The organism is Phaeodactylibacter sp. (assembly GCF_040219495.1).
GTDB lineage: Bacteria > Bacteroidota > Bacteroidia > Chitinophagales > Saprospiraceae > Phaeodactylibacter.
The window spans coordinates 1-18,255 of record NZ_JAVJSK010000116.1; the positions used below are offsets into that span (position 1 = coordinate 1).

The 18,255-nt window shown below is 49.0% G+C and carries 17 protein-coding genes; 14 read left to right on the forward strand and 3 right to left on the reverse strand.

Annotated elements, in window-relative coordinates:
- Nucleotides 1–495 precede the first annotated feature (495 nt).
- The 7 genes from RIC19_RS17850 to RIC19_RS17880 all read left to right on the forward strand — a co-directional run bounded on the left by RIC19_RS17850 (nt 496) and on the right by RIC19_RS17880 (nt 7,692).
- Nucleotides 496–1,164 carry a hypothetical protein gene (locus RIC19_RS17850; protein ID WP_350179711.1) on the forward strand — a complete coding sequence of 223 codons (669 nt, stop codon included), beginning with the start codon at nt 496–498 and terminating at the stop codon, nt 1,162–1,164.
- A 490-nt stretch (nt 1,165–1,654) separates the two neighbouring features.
- Nucleotides 1,655–2,497: an OmpA family protein gene (locus tag RIC19_RS17855; RefSeq protein WP_350179712.1), complete on the forward strand. Its 843-nt coding sequence runs from the start codon at nt 1,655–1,657 to the stop codon at nt 2,495–2,497.
- 3 nt (nt 2,498–2,500) lie between these two features.
- Complete coding sequence (locus tag RIC19_RS17860; protein ID WP_350179713.1) at nt 2,501–3,127, forward strand: helix-hairpin-helix domain-containing protein; 627 nt, start codon at nt 2,501–2,503, stop codon at nt 3,125–3,127.
- 90 nt (nt 3,128–3,217) lie between these two features.
- Nucleotides 3,218–4,009 (forward strand): hypothetical protein, encoded by a 792-nt coding sequence (locus RIC19_RS17865; RefSeq protein WP_350179714.1) that lies wholly within the window; start codon nt 3,218–3,220, stop codon nt 4,007–4,009.
- 96 nt (nt 4,010–4,105) lie between these two features.
- A complete protein-coding gene (locus RIC19_RS17870) occupies nt 4,106–5,329 on the forward strand; it encodes a pyridoxal phosphate-dependent aminotransferase (protein ID WP_350179715.1) in 1,224 nt (407 codons plus the stop codon).
- A gap of 185 nt (nt 5,330–5,514) precedes the next feature.
- Nucleotides 5,515–7,398 carry a membrane protein insertase YidC gene (gene yidC, locus RIC19_RS17875; protein ID WP_350179716.1) on the forward strand — a complete coding sequence of 628 codons (1,884 nt, stop codon included), beginning with the start codon at nt 5,515–5,517 and terminating at the stop codon, nt 7,396–7,398.
- Between the two features lie 66 nt (nt 7,399–7,464).
- A complete protein-coding gene (locus RIC19_RS17880; RefSeq protein ID WP_350179717.1) occupies nt 7,465–7,692 on the forward strand; it encodes a family 10 glycosylhydrolase in 228 nt (75 codons plus the stop codon).
- A 113-nt stretch (nt 7,693–7,805) separates the two neighbouring features.
- On the opposite strand, the gene fucP is transcribed toward RIC19_RS17880, so the two are convergent.
- Nucleotides 7,806–9,029, reverse strand: a complete 1,224-nt coding sequence (gene fucP / locus RIC19_RS17885; RefSeq protein WP_350179718.1) for an L-fucose:H+ symporter permease — start codon at nt 9,027–9,029, stop codon at nt 7,806–7,808.
- 274 nt (nt 9,030–9,303) lie between these two features.
- Between fucP and RIC19_RS17890 the strand changes: the two genes are divergently transcribed.
- The 7 genes from RIC19_RS17890 to RIC19_RS17920 all read left to right on the forward strand — a co-directional run bounded on the left by RIC19_RS17890 (nt 9,304) and on the right by RIC19_RS17920 (nt 16,349).
- The gene (locus tag RIC19_RS17890; protein ID WP_350179719.1) at nt 9,304–10,197 is read left to right on the forward strand and encodes a hypothetical protein; all 894 of its coding nucleotides are present in this window, start codon (nt 9,304–9,306) and stop codon (nt 10,195–10,197) included.
- A 135-nt stretch (nt 10,198–10,332) separates the two neighbouring features.
- The gene (locus RIC19_RS17895) at nt 10,333–11,157 is read left to right on the forward strand and encodes a sulfotransferase (protein ID WP_350179720.1); all 825 of its coding nucleotides are present in this window, start codon (nt 10,333–10,335) and stop codon (nt 11,155–11,157) included.
- A gap of 12 nt (nt 11,158–11,169) precedes the next feature.
- Nucleotides 11,170–12,189 (forward strand): glycosyltransferase family protein, encoded by a 1,020-nt coding sequence (locus tag RIC19_RS17900; protein ID WP_350179721.1) that lies wholly within the window; start codon nt 11,170–11,172, stop codon nt 12,187–12,189.
- Between the two features lie 12 nt (nt 12,190–12,201).
- Entirely contained in the window at nt 12,202–12,840 is a 639-nt protein-coding gene (locus RIC19_RS17905; protein WP_350179722.1) for a sulfotransferase family 2 domain-containing protein, read from the forward strand.
- Between the two features lie 220 nt (nt 12,841–13,060).
- Nucleotides 13,061–14,464, forward strand: coding sequence for a sulfatase family protein (locus RIC19_RS17910; RefSeq protein ID WP_350179723.1), 1,404 nt, complete (start codon nt 13,061–13,063; stop codon nt 14,462–14,464).
- 197 nt (nt 14,465–14,661) lie between these two features.
- Complete coding sequence (locus tag RIC19_RS17915) at nt 14,662–15,456, forward strand: ABC transporter permease (RefSeq protein ID WP_350179724.1); 795 nt, start codon at nt 14,662–14,664, stop codon at nt 15,454–15,456.
- 62 nt (nt 15,457–15,518) lie between these two features.
- Entirely contained in the window at nt 15,519–16,349 is an 831-nt protein-coding gene (locus RIC19_RS17920) for an ABC transporter ATP-binding protein (RefSeq protein WP_350179725.1), read from the forward strand.
- Between the two features lie 24 nt (nt 16,350–16,373).
- On the opposite strand, the gene RIC19_RS17925 is transcribed toward RIC19_RS17920, so the two are convergent.
- Complete coding sequence (locus RIC19_RS17925) at nt 16,374–17,195, reverse strand: hypothetical protein (protein ID WP_350179726.1); 822 nt, start codon at nt 17,193–17,195, stop codon at nt 16,374–16,376.
- Nucleotides 17,185–18,204 carry a glycosyltransferase family protein gene (locus RIC19_RS17930; protein ID WP_350179727.1) on the reverse strand — a complete coding sequence of 340 codons (1,020 nt, stop codon included), beginning with the start codon at nt 18,202–18,204 and terminating at the stop codon, nt 17,185–17,187. Before RIC19_RS17930 ends, RIC19_RS17925 begins: the two co-directional genes overlap by 11 nt.
- Nucleotides 18,205–18,255: the final 51 nt, after the last annotated feature.

Below are 18,255 nucleotides of genomic sequence, written 5' to 3' on the forward strand. Positions count from 1 at the left end.
CTTGTCCATCAGGCGCATCAGCTCCAGGTTCAGTTCCGAAGCTGCCCTCGGTTTATAGTATAGCGAGGACCTGTTGATACTTAACAGCCTGCACTGCCTGCTCAAGCTCAACTTGTGGTGGCTGCTGTCCAAAAGCAGCCGTTTTTCTGCTAGTGGCATCAGGGCAGCCTTTTTTTTTAGAAAATCGATTTCTACTGGTGTACACCTCCCAATAACCACAACTGAGCAGCAAAGAGTTCTTATCTGAGCTATGCCCGGCACGGAGTGGTTTAGCTGGAAGTTAAGATCCTGAATGAGTATATTCTGCTAGACTTTTCGTACCTTTTTTGTTTAGTCTTTTTAGAAAAGGTAGAGTTCGGGCAGCTAAACTTCAGGGTGCCGTCTACCGGTTTAATCAATAGACTTGATGCGTCGGGTCAGCGCAGTGGGAAAAATGAGCTATTTTAACCCTGTAATGATCCCCGACGCATCAAGTCTAATCAAAGCAGGGTAATTTTGGAAAAAATAAAAGCAGGGCTCGTTGTGCTATTAGTGGTGCTCGTTAGTCAACTTGATGCGCAGGTTTTCAGGTATGGCATACAGGCGGGTATTGGTATTGAGCAGTTCAGCAATGGGGAAGCAGTAACGCGGCAGGATTTTGAAGTTCCCTTCCGGCCCCTGCTATCGGCAGGAGGGCTGGCAGAGGTGAGCTTCCGTGAAGTGCCCGTATTTTTTGAGCTGGGCCTCAATTTTAATCACTCGCACCGGATATACCGGCGCGGTGTTGACTCGGAACTTGCGTTTGGGCTGACTCGATTTGAAGAATACAGGGACCGCAAAGCGTATTTTCTAACCCTTCCCATATCAGCAGGTTTTCGGGAAGGTCGGGTGTCGGTCAGTTTTGGTATGCGGTTGTTGTACACCCTTGCGACGGACAACCGGAATTCCACAATCACCTACTACTACATTCTGTCCACTCCCCCACAGACGTATTCGCTTTATGAGATTGACTATGAGCCTTTTCATACTGAGCCCTTTGTAAAGGCAAGCTATGCTCTTACGGGTGGCTGGGAGGCTTACGGTGCTATATTCCGGCACAGCAGTAATCCTGATTTTGAGAGTATACATGCCCGGTGGCGGTATGTTGTGGGTGTGGTGTACTATTTGGAGGGACAAAAAAACTGATGGTATCCAACATTCAATAATGATGAAGGTAAGAAGAACGTCATTCACTTGAATCGCAATGAGTATGTGGTAAGCAAGCACTCCTTACCCGAGGAATCAACGTATTTGGTGTTTCAGCATTCGCCATTAGAGCATGTTTGGAGCGATTTCGTCTTGAAAATCAAGGATTTATGGTTCTGGCAAAGTCACTAAATTTGAGTTTAGCGGGCTAAATGAAAATTTAGTGAGGAAGTCAGAGCTTGCCCCGCATTTCTGCGGGGTTCATAAAGCGTTGATTTGCAATAGTAACGAGCTCCAAACATGCTCTTAGAGCGTGTTGGGAGGTGCCTGTTTCAAATTCACTACTCAAATCCGGGCATGTGCCTTTCCAGGCCCCTGCTTGCATCATATCAGTTTTCAGCTACGGGTATTGCACAGTCTAACCAGGAACTTCCGGAAAGGGAGGGCTTCCCTGGCTTTTGAGCAAACAAAACAAAACGATTCACACATCATGACTTTCCCAATTAAACTGTTGGTCGCGACTGTGGTTTGGCTCCTGTTTTATCTGGTGACGTTCAGGAGTTGCCAGCAGGAGCTTTGTATGGCCTGTGCCCCACCACCTGTTTCTCCAACCGATACAATAGAGGCCGAAAAAGCCCTGCCGCTTTATTTCAAGTGGTCTGACCCTGAAGCCTACGTTGGCAAGGGAATTGAAGCCTGGGTACAGCAGGAACTTCAGCGTGGAGATACCGCACAGGTGCTGCAAATTACGGGGTTGTACTTTGAAGGGGAGGATGTCCCTTTGGGAGCCGAAAATATGGGCTTGGCCAGAGCCAGTGAAGTGGCGCGCTTGTTTGATGGCAAACTCAGCCCGGATGAGCTGCAGCTCCGTGCCCGTCAGGTGGAGCCACCGGAGGGTGCGACGAGGGTGGTATTTGAAGGGGCACTCTTGGAGTGGGTGGACCCCGAGGTGTCCAATTCAGTAGACCGGCTGGCGGATCGGGTGTCCATTCGTTTCCCACCGGGTTCTGCTGCCCGGGAGTATGCCCCTGAGGTAGACGCTTATCTGGTTCAGCTTGCCGGGCAGTTAAAGAGCACAGGAGGACGAGTGAAACTTACCGGGCATACCGATAATTCGGGCCTGCCCGCACAAAACCAGAAGCTGGGACTGGCGCGGGCCGAGTCCGTCAGGAAGATTCTGGTTGCAAACGGCGTACCGGCTGCTCAAATATTGATCGCCTCAAGGGGTAGTGATTTGCCAGTGGCTGCCAATGATACAGAAGAAGGCCGCCACCAAAACCGGCGTGTGGAAATCCAGTTCGTACCATCTGCTGAACCTCAACAAAAAGACTAAACCATGGAATACGGAACACTATTACTGGCAACGCTTGAGCCCTGCTGGCTGTGGTGGCTCATCCTTTCTGCCCTGGCCTTCATTCTGGGGGCGCTGCTGGGTTGCCTGCTTTGTGGCAATAAGAAGAAATTGCAGGAGCTGGAAACAGAGAATGCCGCCCTCCTTGCCCGGGCGAACAACTGGGAAAAAGATTATGTAGGGCTTAAGTACCAGCACGAGCAAACAGAAGCAGCGCTGAAAGAAGCCCGCGCCAGGTTGAATAGCTGCGAGGCTGACAATCGTGTTTTGAAATCGAAGCTCGAAAAACAGAAAGGGGAGGGGGACTTTGCTCTGGGTGCGGCTGCGCCTGTAACGGTGCCCTCTTCTTCTGAGGGTGAAGACCTGAAAATCATTGAAGGGATCGGGCCGAAGATTGAGGCTTTGCTGAAGGAGGAGGGGATTCTTTCCTGGCAGAACGTGGCAGATGCCAGTGTGGAACACCTGCGGGGAATACTGAGCAATGCGGGCGGCCACTTCCGGCTGGCGCAACCCGATACCTGGCCCCGGCAAGCTGCGCTGGCCGCAGCAGGTGAGTGGGAAGCGCTCACCAAGTTGCAGGACGAACTACAGGGTGGGGTGGACAAAGGGTAAGCTTGTTACCTGAAAGCACCAAGCTCTAAATACAGCCCGGCTTTTGTGAACCCATTAGCGGGCTTGCTGTTCTGATCAAAAATGAAAGCCATGCCTGCAAAACGATATTTTCTGTTCGGACTTCTGATGAGCCTCATGGCCTGTCAGTCCGGTGGACCGGCAAATGGGTCAAATGAGCCGACTGCCAATCCTCAGCCTTATCCCAATCCTGCTGCACCTGGTTTTAATGCAGGGGCTTCAGACGCTGAAGCCATCGCTATTGCTGACTCCGTGATGGAAGCTATGGGCGGGCGGAAAGCCTGGGATGAGGCCCGTTATTTCCACTGGAATTTCTTCAACCGTCGCACTCTGCTTTGGGATAAAAAAACCGGCAATGTACGGATCACGATGCTGCCGGACAGCAGTACCGTCATGGCTTTCAACCTGAATACCGGAGAAGGGCAGGTCCGGGTAGATGGAGCGCTCGTTACGGAACCGGACAGCCTGGAAAATCTCTTACAACAGGGCAAAAGCATCTGGATCAATGATGCCTACTGGGTATTCATGCCTTTCAAGCTAAAAGACTCCGGTGTGACCCTAAAGCATCAAGGTGTGGATACCACTCAAGCCGGGGAGCCCGCTGATTTGCTGCAGCTCACCTTTGAAGCGGTAGGCGATACGCCCCAGAATAAATACCTGGTCTGGGTAGGCAAAGAAGACCATCTGGTGCGTCAGTGGGCCTACTTCGGCAATGCAGAAGATGAAGCCCCGGCTTTTGTAATTCCATGGCAAAATTATCAGGATTATAACGGGCTGAAGTTGAGCGGAGACCGCGGAGAGCGGAAGATCACGGGCATAGAAGTACTTCGCAACCGCTCTGATGAGGCTTTCCGGCTGGAGTAGCTATCGTAATTAACAGGCGTATTTAACAATGCCTGGGTTTTCTCTGATGTGTTTTAGCCTATCTTTGGCGCTAATTTTAAAAGAAACATTAGCGCCATGCCTTCTACTTCCTATCGGGGTAAAAACGTGCCCCTTTCTCCCTTCCGTAAACTGGTCCCTTTTGCTGACAAAGCCAAAGAGGCGGGTAAGCATGTCTATCATTTAAATATCGGTCAGCCGGATATCGAAACACCGCTGTATGCCCTGCAGCAGGTCCGGGAAAATCAACTGCGTGTGCTGGCTTACAGCCCGGCAGTCGGCCAGCTCAGCTACCGCAAAAAGCTGGTTGACTATTACCAGAAGTTCGATATTGAACTTACCCCGGATGACATTATCGTCACCACAGGTGGCTCGGAAGCCATACAGTTTGCCATGCTCTCGTGTTTTGATATCGGGGACGAAGTGATTGTCCCAGAGCCCTTCTACGCCAACTACAACGGCTTTGCTCAGATCGGCAGCTTGCTTGTACGGCCAATCACCTGTCATATTGAGGATGGTTTTGCCCTTCCCCCAATAGAAGCTTTCGAGGCGGTGGTTACAGATAAGACCCGTGGCATTTTCATTACCAACCCGAACAACCCCACCGGCTGCTTTTACACCCGGGAAGATTTGGAAAAGCTGGCCCGCCTGTGCAAAGCTTACGATCTTTTCCTTTTTGTGGACGAGGTGTACCGCGAGTTTTGCTACGATGGTCAGGAGTTCTTCTCGGCCCTGCGCCTGGAGGGCATGGAAGACCACGTGATTGTGGTGGACTCCATTTCGAAGCGGTACAGTGCCTGCGGTGCGCGCATCGGTGCTTTAGTGACCCGGAATGAAGGGGTCTTAGAGGCTGCTACCCGCTACGCCAAGCTCCGCCTGAGCCCTCCCGGCCTGGCGCAGATTTTAGCGGAAGCTACTCTGGATATGGGGACCGACTATATGGATCAGGTCACGGAAGAATACAACCGCCGCCGTCAGGTGGTCTACAACCGCCTGAAGGGCATGCCCGGGGTGGTCAGTTATTTGCCAGGAGGTGCCTTTTATTGTTTTGTCAAATTACCGGTACGCAGTGCAGAGCACTTCTGTCAGTGGCTCCTGGAGTCCTTTGACCACGAAGGGGCCACCGTAATGCTGTCGCCCGGGGAAGGCTTTTATGCCACCCCGGGGCTGGGCAGGGATGAAGCCCGGATTGCCTACATTCTCAATGAGCATGACCTTGGCAAAGCAATGGATTGCCTGGAGGTAGCTTTGGAAGTATACAAAGGAGTGGAAGCTCAGCTTGAACCGGTTTCAGCCTTATAAAAGCAAAGGCTGGCCGAACAATTCTCAATAAACATCTATTGTGTTTACCGCATGCGCACCTAAAGTTGTACTTTTGCCGTGCTTTAAAAGCGCTGTGCCGCTGCTAAAAGACAACTACAGAATCTAATTTTTTGATCGTCAGTTGTTTAGTGGTGCAGTATTGGTGAAAAAAGTTCAAGATCTGAATGGATAGAAATACGATAATCGGACTTACGCTCATCTTTATCCTGTTGATGGTCTGGCAGCAGTATATGGCTCCGACCGAAGCAGAAATACAAGAACAGCAGATCCGACAGGATTCAATCGCACAGGTACAAGCTCGTCAGGATAGCCTGAAAGCGATCGCAAAGGACACGGTTGAGGCAGTAGATTTGGTGGAAACCGTTGATGACTCTCTGGCATTACTCCGTCAGGAAGCCGCATTTGGCCCCTTTTCAGCAGCTGCGGATGGGACTGAAGAAGACGTCATTCTGGAGAATGACCTCATGAAGGTGAACTTGTCTACCAAGGGTGGCCGTATCACTTCTGTATTGATTAAGAACCACAAAAAGCTCCGATATCTGGAGGATGGCTCTACAGAGGAAGAACCGCTTTATCTTCTGGAAGATGAAAAGAACAAGTTCGAATACCTGCTTCCGGTCGCCAATTTGCCTTCGGGTGGTGTCAGCACCGGTGAGCTGTTTTTCGACGTCATTCAAAATGACGGAAAGAGCATCGTCCTGAGAGCGCCCACCTCAACGGGGGGCTACTTTGAGCAATCTTACCGTATAACGGACGGCACCTATAATATCGATTACGATATCAAAATGGAGCAGCTCAATACGGTGGTTTCACAGGGCGTCAATAAAATCAAGCTCAGCTGGGTCAACTACCTGGATAAGCTGGAACATAACGAAGACTACGAGCGTCGTTATTCCACGGTCTACTTCAAGCCTATGGAGGATGACCCCGACTACTGCAGCTGTACAGGCGATGATACAGAAGAGCTTGAGGGGCAGCGCCTGAAGTGGGTGTCCAATGCCAATCAGTTCTTCAATACTTCTATTGTCGCGGAGAACGGATTTGACGGAGGGACCTTTGAAACCAAGATGCTTCCTGAGGAAGCAGCGGATTTGAAACTACTGGTCTCTGAGATGGAGATTCCGTACGGCCGCTCGGCGAGTGAGACCTTCGCTATGCACATGTATGTGGGCCCGAATGAATTTGACCGGTTGTACAACATGGGGCACGGCCTGCAGGATGTGATCCCTTTCGGCTGGAGTATTTTCGGATCTATCAACCGGTGGATCATCCGTCCGGTCTTCAATTTCCTGTCTGGTTTTATCGGTAGCGCTGGCATCGTTATCCTGCTGCTCACCTTTGTCGTTAAGCTGGTACTGTACCCGCTCACCTACAAGATGTTGTACTCCCAGTCGAAAATGTCGGCTCTGAAGCCTCGTATGGAAGGGGTCAAGGAAAAGTACAAAGACGATCAGCAGCAACAACAGATGGAGACCATGAAGATGTACCGGGAGTTTGGGGTGAACCCCCTGGGCGGCTGTATGCCTATGGTGCTGCAGATGCCGATCTGGTTTGCCCTGTACCGGTTCTTCCCGGCTTCTATCGAGTTCCGGCAAGCGGGTTTCCTTTGGGCGAATGATTTGTCTTCCTACGATATTTTCTGGAAACTGCCCTTCGAGATCCCCTTTGGGTTTGGAGCGCACATCAGCCTATTTACCCTGCTCTGGGCGGTGACCACGCTGATCTACACTTACTACAATACCCGTCATATGGACATGGGGACCAACCCCGCCATGAAGTACATGCAGTACATCATGCCGATCATGTTCATGGGCTTCTTCAACAGTTTTGCTGCCGGGCTGACTTGTTACCTGCTCTTTAGTAACCTGATCAATATTGCGCAGACCATTGTCACCAAGAATTATATTATCGACAATGAGAAGATCAACCGGGAGCTGGATGCTTATAAACAAAAACCAAAGAAGAAAAAAGGCTTTCAGCAACGTCTGGAAAAAGCCCTGAAGGAGCAGCAGGCCATTCAGGAGCAGAAGAAAAAGGGTAAGAAGTAAAATAGCCCCGGACCTATTCTGGATACTTATCCGGACTGGGCAGCGATTGATGTAAACGGCGAGCCGGTGGTTAAAAACGGGTTTCACTGGCTGAACCCTATGCTGCCGGAAGTCAGGGGCTTCATGATGGATTTGATCCTTGAAGTGGTCAACGAATACCCGGATATCGATGGGGTGCAAGGTGACGACCGCCTGCCGGCAATGCCTCTGAAGGTGGGTATGACGATTATACGGTCAGCTTATATCAGGCTGATCATGGTGGCGCCAATCCTCCGGTCAACCGATTGCCAATGAAGATGTATTCAGGGCGGTTTATCCTGCACCGGCTATTTTTCCCGACTTGTAAAACTTAAAAGGGCCGCCCATGCTACAAGCACAGGCGGCCCTTTTGCGTTGGTGCGTTGCGGTTACTCTGCCGCTACAAACCCTTTCGGGTGTACATGCCCTTTAAATCCGTAGAAGGCCACAAACAGGAAGGAGGCAACCGGAATCCAGAAGCTGCCCTGAATACTGTAAGACTCAGAAAGCAGGCCCATGATGGGTGGGAAAATAGCGCCCCCAACGATTGCCATGATGATGAAGGAAGACCCCAGTTTGGTATGCTTGCCCAAATCACGTACCCCTAGCCCGAAGATGGTAGGGAACATGATAGACATGAAGAAATTAATGGAGAGGATCGCATAGACACCAAAGGCGCCTTCCGCAAAGATACCGGTCAGGCAAAGCCCGGCAGCAATCAGCCCGTAAATCCCAAGTAGGGTACTTTCCTTAATATAAGACATCAGGAAGGTACCGAGGAACCGGCCGATAACAAAAAGCAGGGTGCCCGCAGCGAGGTAAGCCCCGGAAGCTACTTCTTTGCTTACGCCAGGCATCATAGCAGTGACAAAGTCTATGGTAATGCCCCACAAGCCCGCCTGAGCACCTACGTACAGCAATTGTGCAAGTACGGCCAGCATCAGGTGGCGGAATTTGAAGATGACCGGATCGAATTTTAGTTTGTCTCCTTTATCCGGCTCCGGCATTTGGGTGCGCCAGATTAGGAATGCGACAACCAGAACAGCCACTGCAATACCTACGTAAGGGACGACTACTGCATTAGCAGCTTGTACCTTGGCCTCCTGCGTCGCCATATCCCCTTCATTGCCCGAGAAGATCAGCATACCGGCAAGGAAAGGGCCGACAACGAGAGCGATACCGTTGAAAGACTGGGCAAAATTGAGGCGTTGGGTGGCGTTCTCTTTGGGGCCGAGGATGGTCACGTAAGGATTGGCGGCTGTTTCTAAAAAGGCCAGCCCGCTGGCGATTACGTAAAGCGCCATCAGGAAAAAACCAAAGGTGAGCATCTTGGCAGCGGGGATGAATAGTAAGGCCCCGATGGCATAGAGCAACAGCCCGAGGATGATCCCCTTTTTATAGGTGTACTTTTCCATATACAGCCCTGCGGGTACGGCAATAGTGAAGTAGCCCAGGTAAAAGGCAGTCTCCACCAGCAGTGCCTGCGCCCGGCTAATTTCAAAGACCGGCTGGAAGTGGGAAATCAGTGCGGAATTGAGGATATTGGCCAGCCCCCACAGGAAGAAGAGGCTCGTAACCAAAATGAAAGGAATAAGATACGGGTTCTTTTTCATGTACGCTAGGTTTTTTCGTTTCGTTAGTTTGATGACCGGCTATCACAGCGGTTTGTAATGCGATGATAGGATAATTTTTGCATTCAGGTGCAAAAAAAATGGTGGGGCCACCGGGTGGGAACGAAAGAAGAACGGTGTTAGGGCTGCGGTCAGTCAACCTTGCTTTTGAAGCATACGCCTCAAAAGCCCTCCTGGAAAACCGACAGTTATTGATTGCTCTTAGCCACCTCTGATGACAATAAAGTCTGGGGTATACCCTATATTTGATTCTACTATGCCAAAGTTGATGCACTTCTTCAAGCAGTTGGTGGGTAGGTCGCCTGAGTCAGGCCCTGTTCCGGATTGTTACATTCTTACGGGGATACCGAGAGCAGGCACCACGCTAACTTGCAAGTTGCTGTCTGAGCAGAAACAGGTGGTGGGACTGAATGAACCTATCCCTTTTCGGGAGCTGCAGTCCCGAAAAGACGCGGTATCCAGAATTCATGAGAGCCTGGCAGCCTTCCGAGAAGGCCTCCTGAGGGACGGAGCCGCTCCGGTACGTGGCAAAGACGGACGGATTACGGATAATCACTTTGAGCGAACAGCCAGCGGTAACCGGAAGCGGGTGATCAAACGTTCCAGGGTCGTTTTTAGTAAGCCGCTGAATGAAGACTTTAAGCTTTTTGTAAAGCATAATGCAGTATTCACTTTGTTGCTTGACGAACTGAGCACCTGCTACCCCTGCTACGCTATGGTGCGCAATCCACTCGCAGTGCTGGGGTCTTGGTCTACGGTGAGCGTGCCCGTTTCCAGAGGCCAGATACGCTACCTGGGGTTATTGAATCCGGAAGCACAGGAAAAGTTAGTGCAAATCGAGGGGTTGTTGAACCGTCAGTTGTTCCTCCTCGATTTTTACTTCAAAACCTATACCGAACTCCCTCAGCATCATATATTGCGTTATGAAAACCTGATTAGTTCTAACGGTAGCGTATTAGAGGAGATCATTGGCCATTCCTACGAAGTAAAGACCCCTTTGTCTGGCAAAAATAAGGGAACTGTGTATTCCAGGGACCAAATGCTGAGGATGGGGGAAGCACTCCTTGCAGCAAAAGACCATCACTGCTGGCGATTTTATGACCGGACCGAGGTAGAGGCTTTGTACACTTTTTACGAAGGCCAGCAATAGCAGGGCAAAATTTGGTAAGAGCAGCCGAAGTGTGAAATCCCAACAAGCTCGTATGTTTAAACGAACCTGAATGATCTTCAGACACGAATGAAAAAGCGCAAACAAATCATTACAAAAAACCGGACGATAAAAGATTTGCCACCTTCAAGTTATTGGCGCATCCGTTCCTGCCTGGAAAGCAAATCTGCGTTCGAAAAAGTGGATCAGGGACTGTTTTTTATCGGCTACCCGAGAAGCGGCCATTCTATTCTGGGCGCTTTACTGGATGCCCATCCTAGTGTGGTGCTTAGTCACGAGCTGGATGCACTGGCTTTCGTGGATGCGGGATTCTCAAAGCGGCAACTGGTTCAGATGATGATCTACCGGTCCCGCCAATTTGCCAAAGCCGGTAATCAGTGGATGGGGTACAATTATATAGTACCGGGAGGAAGGCAGGGGGAAGTAACCCAGCTAAGACTGGTAGGCGATAAGCGTGGGGGCACGACTACAAAGTGGTATGCAAACAACCCTGCGTTGTTTGCACGCCTGCGTACTCTGTTTCCGGATACGCTTTTTGTACACATGTACCGGAACCCTTTTGATACCATATCGACGAGTTTTTTCAGAAGCCAGAAAAGGCGTGGTAAAGAATTTGGGGAGACCGATTTGTTTCGCAAGATTGATCATTTTTTTGACCACGCCACGCTCATCTGGCAGTTTGAGAAAGAAGGCCTGTTTGAGGTCCAGGGGATAAGGGCGGAAGTATTTTTGGAATCCCCCGCAATGATTTTGAAAGACCTACTGCACCGGTTCTCACTGGAGGCTGAAGCCGAATACCTGGACAATTGCACCCGCATTTTATTCAAAAAGCCTCCCCGGCGGCGCAGCAGGCTAAACCTATGGACACCCAAAACCATCGGTTATGTGTACAAGAGAATGGAAGAGACGCCTTATTTTGAGGGCTATCATTTTGAAGATTAATTGTGAATACGAATGCAGACCACAGTACGGAGGGTTTTGTTTCACCGTTCCTGGGCCAAATATAACGGGGGCACAAGTGGCGGACAGCTGAAAGTCCGGGATGCCTTTGAGCATTTCGGTTCCGCTGAGGGCTTTGAGCCCCGGGTGTATTTTGGACCGGAAACAGTTTGGTACGATAACCCCGGTAACGTATGGCTACCTTACCGGGAGCAGGCGCTAAAAAAGTGGGTTATCGAAGAGCGGGACCTGCTTTTTTTCGCGGGCTGGGATTGGAAAGTACTGCCACCTGCCCAACGGCATAGTCCTCCGGTGCCGGTTCTGAATATCGCGCAGCCCCGTCAGATTATGCTTCCGGATGCCCGGCGTGACTTCCTGAAGCACCCGGCGATCCGCATTGCCAAGAGCTCTGTCGGGAAGGAAAAACTGGAGGACTACGGTGTCAACGGACCGGTCTTTTTTATCCCGGATGCTATCGACTTCAGCCTGTTGCCTGCCCCGAATCCGGATCCGGATGTCGATGTCCTGATCGTTGGCCTGAAGAACCCGGAGATAGCCAAAGCCCTGGAGCGCCGCCTGAGGTGGTACAATTTTTTGAGGCGCAAAAAGGTTCGGTTCAAGGTGCAGGTGCCGCCCAAGCTTCCAACCCGGCAGGATTTTTTGAATCTGGTGAATCAGGCCCGGATCGTCGTCTATTTGCCGCTCACGGAAGCGCAGGGCGCCGAAGGCTTCTACCTGCCAGCCCTGGAAGGTATGGTGATGGAGAAATTGGTGATTTGCCCCTATGCGGTGGGCAATGCGGATTTTTGCATCCCCGGGGAAACATGCCTGCAGCCGGATTATAACGCAAACGACATTTTTTCAGCCCTGCTTGCGGCATTGAAAATGAGTAAGGAGCAGTTCCAGGAAATCGTAAAGGCAGGCCGTAAGATAGCCAACCGGCATACCCTTGAAGAAGAGCGCAAAAGCATTTTAGAACTGGCAGGCCGGACTGATGAACTGTGGCGTGATCAGTCACTGTTCCGAGCCTTATAGCAATTACAAGTTATGATAATCAGCCATACCTACAAGTATTGTTTTTTTAGTGTGCCCCGGACCGCTTCCACTGCCATTTCCCAGTACCTGAAAGCCAACTGCGATGGGCACCAAAAAGGTAAAAAGCACAGTTCTTACGAGTCATTTCTGCAAACCGCGGTACCGGAGGAGCGGCAATACTTTACTTTTGCAGGGGTACGGCACCCTATGGACTCCGCGGTCAGTGAATATTTTAAAAAGAAATCTGACCACAATGGGAAGTTTTCCCGTGGGCATTTTAAAAATGGGCGCCCGATAAATCCGGAGGCAATGGAGCGTTACCAGTATTTGCAGGGAACCAATGCGTCTTTTTCGGATTATTTTCTGAAGTTTTATACGAAGCCTTACGGGGTGGGTTTTTATGAGCATACTCTGCGCTATATGGATCATATCATCAGGTATGAGCATCTCAATGCTGATTTTCAGCATGTACTTTCCTCCCTGGGGATCAAATCAGGGCCGCCGCCATTAACTCCGGTCAACCCTACCAGGAAGAAAGCGCAGGAATACTGGACTTTCTATACGCCCGAGGCGCTTGACAGAGCCAGAGATGTTTTTGCCTTTTTCATGGGGCTGTATGGTTATAAGGTGCCAGGGGGAGGGCCGTTATGAGTATTTTGCAGTGGTTCTGAGATATCACTTTAGAGCGTGTTGGGACTTTTGTCTTCTAGTCGAAAACTAACAATTTTTTGGTTAGACGAGGCACGAAAACCGGAGTTTAGCCTTAGCTAAATGAGGATTTTCGGGACGAAGTATAAGCGAAAAAGTGTAGTTTGCAGACCGATTACTAAAGTCCCAACACGCTCTTAAACTCAAAAAATAGCTTTAAAATATGCGGCAATGGCGCGGTCAATTAACTGATAGCCTCTTCGGGCTATCTCTGGCATATGTAGCTCTCTGGCTGGGCGGATGTGGAGAGGAGCATTCCCCATCGGAGCAGAAAGAAAAAAATAACCTTCCCAATATTGTGTTGGTTGTAGCTGATGACCTTGGTTATGGGGCGCTTGGGGCTTATGGAAGCAAAGCCATCAACACACCAAACCTCGATAAAGTCGCTGCTCAGGGGAGTAAACTGACACAGTTTTATGTTTCCAGCCCGGTTTGTTCTCCCAGTCGGGCGTCCATATTGTCAGGTATGCAGCCCTGGGAAGTTAATGTTCCCAAGGTGTTGATGCAACATCGGAAAAGCCGGCAGGAGGGCATTAGCACAAAGATCCCGTTATTGCCTACCCTTCTTAAGCAGCAAAACTACCAATCCTGTCTGATTGGAAAATGGCATTTAGGGTATGAAGCGGCGACATCTCCGCTAGCGCTTGGATTTGACGAATTTACTGGTTTTATTGGTGGACGAATCGACTACAACACCTACCATAGCTCCAATGGAATAGTTGGGTTGTTGAAAAATGGCCAGCCAGTAGAAGCAGATGGAGTACACTTAACTCAAAGACTAACCACCGAAGCAGTAGAATATGTGACTGCTTATGATCTGCCCAATCCCTATTTTTTGATGCTGGCCTATGCAAACCCGCATAAGCCATATATTCTGCCAGAAGGCAATCCAGTTAACGAACAGTCGAGTCCCATAGTAAAGTATCAGCAAATGGTAGCGTTACTTGACGAGCAAATCGGTGCTCTATTGAATGTCATATGGGAAAAAGACCCAAATACGTTGTTTGTCTTCATTTCTGATCATGGCGCACCTTCTGGTGTGAGCAGCAATGGTTCTTTGAGCGGTGGGAAAGGGCTATTGCTTGAAGGTGGGCTCAGGGTTCCGGCGATTATGTACTGGCCGGGGAAGATTGAGGGAGGGCTGAATGTTGATGAGCCGCATACGGTATTCGATTTGTTTCAAACGCTATTATCTGCAGCCTCATGCAGGCCTAATTCTGCGTCAGGTGGCATCCCGATTTTTGATTTCAATGCTTCAACTAGTGGCACAAAGTTTACCGAAACCGAGGATCCCAGATTGCTATACTGGGATTTTGGTGGAACGAAAGCAATACGAAAAGGGAGATATAAAGCAGTTTTTATTCCTCGCCAAACGAATTCCATAAGAGCGGCGTATTACCTTAATCAGGCAGAACCTAAAGTGCCTGAAGCATTAATGCATCAATTTCAGGGGTATTACCCACTATTGTTTGACCTGGAAGCTGATCCTGAAGAAAGCAGGAATCTTGTCCTTGAGGACACTGATCGTGCAAAAGCCATGTTTGAACTGATGTTGTCTCAACAATGACCTGATCTAAATTAGACTTTATCAGAGTAATAAAGTCAGGGGCACTTAAAGGATTTTTCAAAGTCTGTTTTCCGGTAATCCCCTTATTTTGCAATTTTGCAAGGCTTCCTGCAAACGAAAAAGTAAAGGGATACGAATAAAGATACACTATCTTTGCAAGGTAGGCTACCTGAAATAGGATTGGAAATGGAAATATAATGTGGCGATTTATCGGTAAAATACAATCTTGGTGGTACCTGGTCAGGCAACTGACGCTGGTGGAAATCGTAGGGATGTACAAAAAGTCCTTCCTGGGGATGGCGTGGATGTTTATTCTGCCGATCCTGGCGGTTGTCATCTGGGTGGTCCTCAACGGAGCCGGCGTGGTGAATCCGGGCGAAACGGATATTCCTTATCCGGCTTATGTGCTCCTGAGTACTTCTATTTGGGGTTTCTTTTTGGAAGCCTATAAATCAACCAGCAATTTACTTATCAAAAACGGGAGGATGTTGATTATGTCAGAGGTGCCTTTTGAGCCGCTTCTTATGCAAAAAGTAGTCGTTCACCTAATCAACTTTATTATTCCGTTTATCGTCAATATTATCGTATTGCTCGCCTTTGGCGTCCGGTTTTCTACCGTGGCTCTGCTCTTTCCATTCTCACTGTTCCCACTACTACTGCTGGGAATGGCTATAGGTATGGTTATCGCTATATTTAGAATAATCATGGTAGACATTGCCAATTTGGTAGACGAAGGAATGAAGCTGCTCATGTTCCTGACGCCCATTGTTTATACCCCCAAAATAACGACAAGCTGGCTACAAGTCATCGTGGAGTACAACCCCCTGACCTACCTGATTGGTTTCAGCCGTGACCTGTTGACAAGCGGTACTTTTTTTATGCCGGTACAGTATGCTGTTTTTACTTTTGTAAGCCTGTTACTTTTCATAGTTGCTTTTCGGTTTCTAATGAAATCCAGTCCTATTGTATTGGAGCGTCTGATCAATAATTAAGCTCATGTTTTGATGGGGTTTACAAGGTGAGGTTTACTCTATCGCTAATCAAAAATTGAATAATGCCTGAACCTATATTGGAAGTTCAAGACTTATCTAAGAAGTTTTGCCGCAGGCTAAAACGGAGTCTTTACTACGGTATTACCGATGTTGCCCGGCAAACGTTGGGCCTGACTCCTCAACTCGAGCTGCGCCCCGAAGAGTTCTGGGCGGTGAACAAGGTTTCCTTTGAGGTCCATGCAGGTGAAATAATCGCTGTGATCGGTGCGAATGGTTCCGGTAAGACTACTTTGATGCGTATGGTGGCTGGTATTTATCAATCAAATTTAGGGAAAATCCGGTACCGGCAAGGCTTGAAAGTTACACCTATCTTTGCACTCAACGTTGGGTTGCGCAATGAATTTACAGGGCTGGAGAATATTAAGCTTAAAGCTGCAATATTTGGTATGACTGAACAGAAGCTAAAAGAGAGACTGGATTTCATTATTGATTTTTCAGAACTTGAATATGCATTAAAAACACCGGTGGGCAACTATTCTTCAGGTATGCGTGCCCGGCTTTCTTATTCCGTTGCTATTGCCACTGAACCAGACTTGTTCATTATTGATGAGGCCCTTGCAGTTGGAGATAGCCTCTTCAAGGCTAAATGCTACGAACATCTTGGTGAATATGTCAAAGAAAAGGAAAGAGCTGTTTTATATGTCACCAACCGTATCCGAAAAGTTATGGCACTAGCCAACCGCGTAATTGTGATGCGAAAAGGAGAAATAATTAGGGATAGTTTTGATACGACAGAGGCAATGGAGTTTTATATTAACGATATTGTTGGGGACAATATGGCCGACGACCTTAAAGAAATGAAGCTCAAAAAAATCCGGCATTTTGAGATGTAGAACTGGTCTGAAACGCATGTGCTTTCAAACAGCATTTTTTAACTGTTCTTCTGTATAGTAGTTAAGGTAAGCCCCCTTCAGCTCTAGTAACCGTTCTGTGATCTGCCCCCTTAGCTGATCGTCGTATAGGGCATTCCGGTTTTTACTTTCCAGTGCGTGTTTAATTTGGCCCTGGTTTGGAACAATGCTATCCAGCACGGCACCATCGGATTCAATAATACTTTCGTAGCTTATGATCTGTTCCTTCCTCAGCAGGCGGAGGGGCAAATAAAGCTCGTGCAACAACCGTACCTGCCGGTCCAGTAAGTCCGGGATTTGCTCAAGCTCCTGATAAAGGGAGGGGCGTAACCCTTTGAGCACAGTAAGATTACCTTTAGATACCGGTGCCTGTATAGTATTCCAGGAAGCAATAGTAGAAACGGGGTTTCGAATAATCGCGTAGACCGGATAAAGCAGATTAAGTGGTTCCAGTAAAAAGGTAAAGTGTGCATTTTGCTTAATGATTAGGCTAAAGTCCGGGCTAAGAGGTTTATCGAAGTGTATCCAACCTTTTTGTACCGTACTTGCCCGCTTGCCATGGTCCGCCTTGCCAAAAGGGTTGGAAGGTATGGCACCGGCTTTGACCTTGGATAATGCTTTCCCCTCCTTCAGCAAGCTCTCCCGCATGGCGGTAAAGAACCGGCCCGTCTCTTCCAGCCCTTGTTCCTGACTCTTGAAAAGCTGAAGGTTCATTGGTTCGTGCAGTGCAATGGTGTTAGACAATTGGTTAAGCAAAAAGCAGCTCAGGGTAGTACCTGAGCGGGGTGGCCCGGTGAGGATGATATTCTGGCCTTGTTTATTTGCCATATTTGAATAAGGTTTCGTCTGACCAAAGCGTATCCGCCTGGTGCAGTAGGTTTAGCATGGCCTGTTTTTCCTTTCGTATATCATGATTGGCAGTTGTTGCCTTCGCTTGTTGGATAAAGTGACGCCGTTCATTATCTGAAAGGTATAAGGTCCGAAGAATGGCTGCAAAGATAGCGTCTTCCGTATACTCAGGCTGTATACAGGTTTTTTCCGGGATACAGAAGTCGATATTACCCACAGCATATGGGCAGATGACAAGCTTTTCCAAATACATGCCTTCCAGAGCAGGAAGGTAGAAACCCTCCGCGCCACGGCTTTCATCCAGCGGCAAAAATGCGATCGTCTTTGCACTGTTGAGCAGATGTAAAAAATCCTGACGGGTGGGCAGCAGGGGAGGCGTTTGTACTTTGATTTTCCACTTGCGCCACCGCCAACGGTTCTTACGCTTCAATCGTTGCTCCAGCCGTCTGGCCAATCCGGGATTTTTTATCCCTACGATCAATAAGTCTGTTTCGGGAGCTGGGTTAGGTGCCGGTAACCGGGAAAAGTCTATACTGTCAGGAATAAGAAATACGGGCCCATTTACACCGTATTCTTCCAGTATTTCTTTCCCTACTGAACTTTTGGCAATCCGGATAGCAGGATGGCGAAGAAATGCATTTCGCTTATCTGTGGGATTAGTATGCCGGGGCTGAGCGATATTGAGAATGGGAGCCGGCGGATGCTGTCGGTCTGCTTTGCTCAGAATATTCCAGTCATGGCCAGAGAAAAACAAAACATCTTCGGGCTGTACCGACCATTCGGGCAGTCCTTCCTGCCGGAAAGGCCGCCAGACATTCCCCGGGTTATCAGTCCACAGCGTAGTAGGAGGGAAGTAAACCTTGGGCTCAAATTGACCGGAAGACTTGAAGTGCAGGAACGCATCTCTCACTTTCATCTGACCGCCGCTTGTCCCGCCATTGGGTTTGGTCCAGGTCCGGTGAAAAAGTACCCTGCGCTTTCCCGACATAGTTTTTATAGATTGTTGAGGGCATAAATTTAACTTTTTTAACTTAGAGCT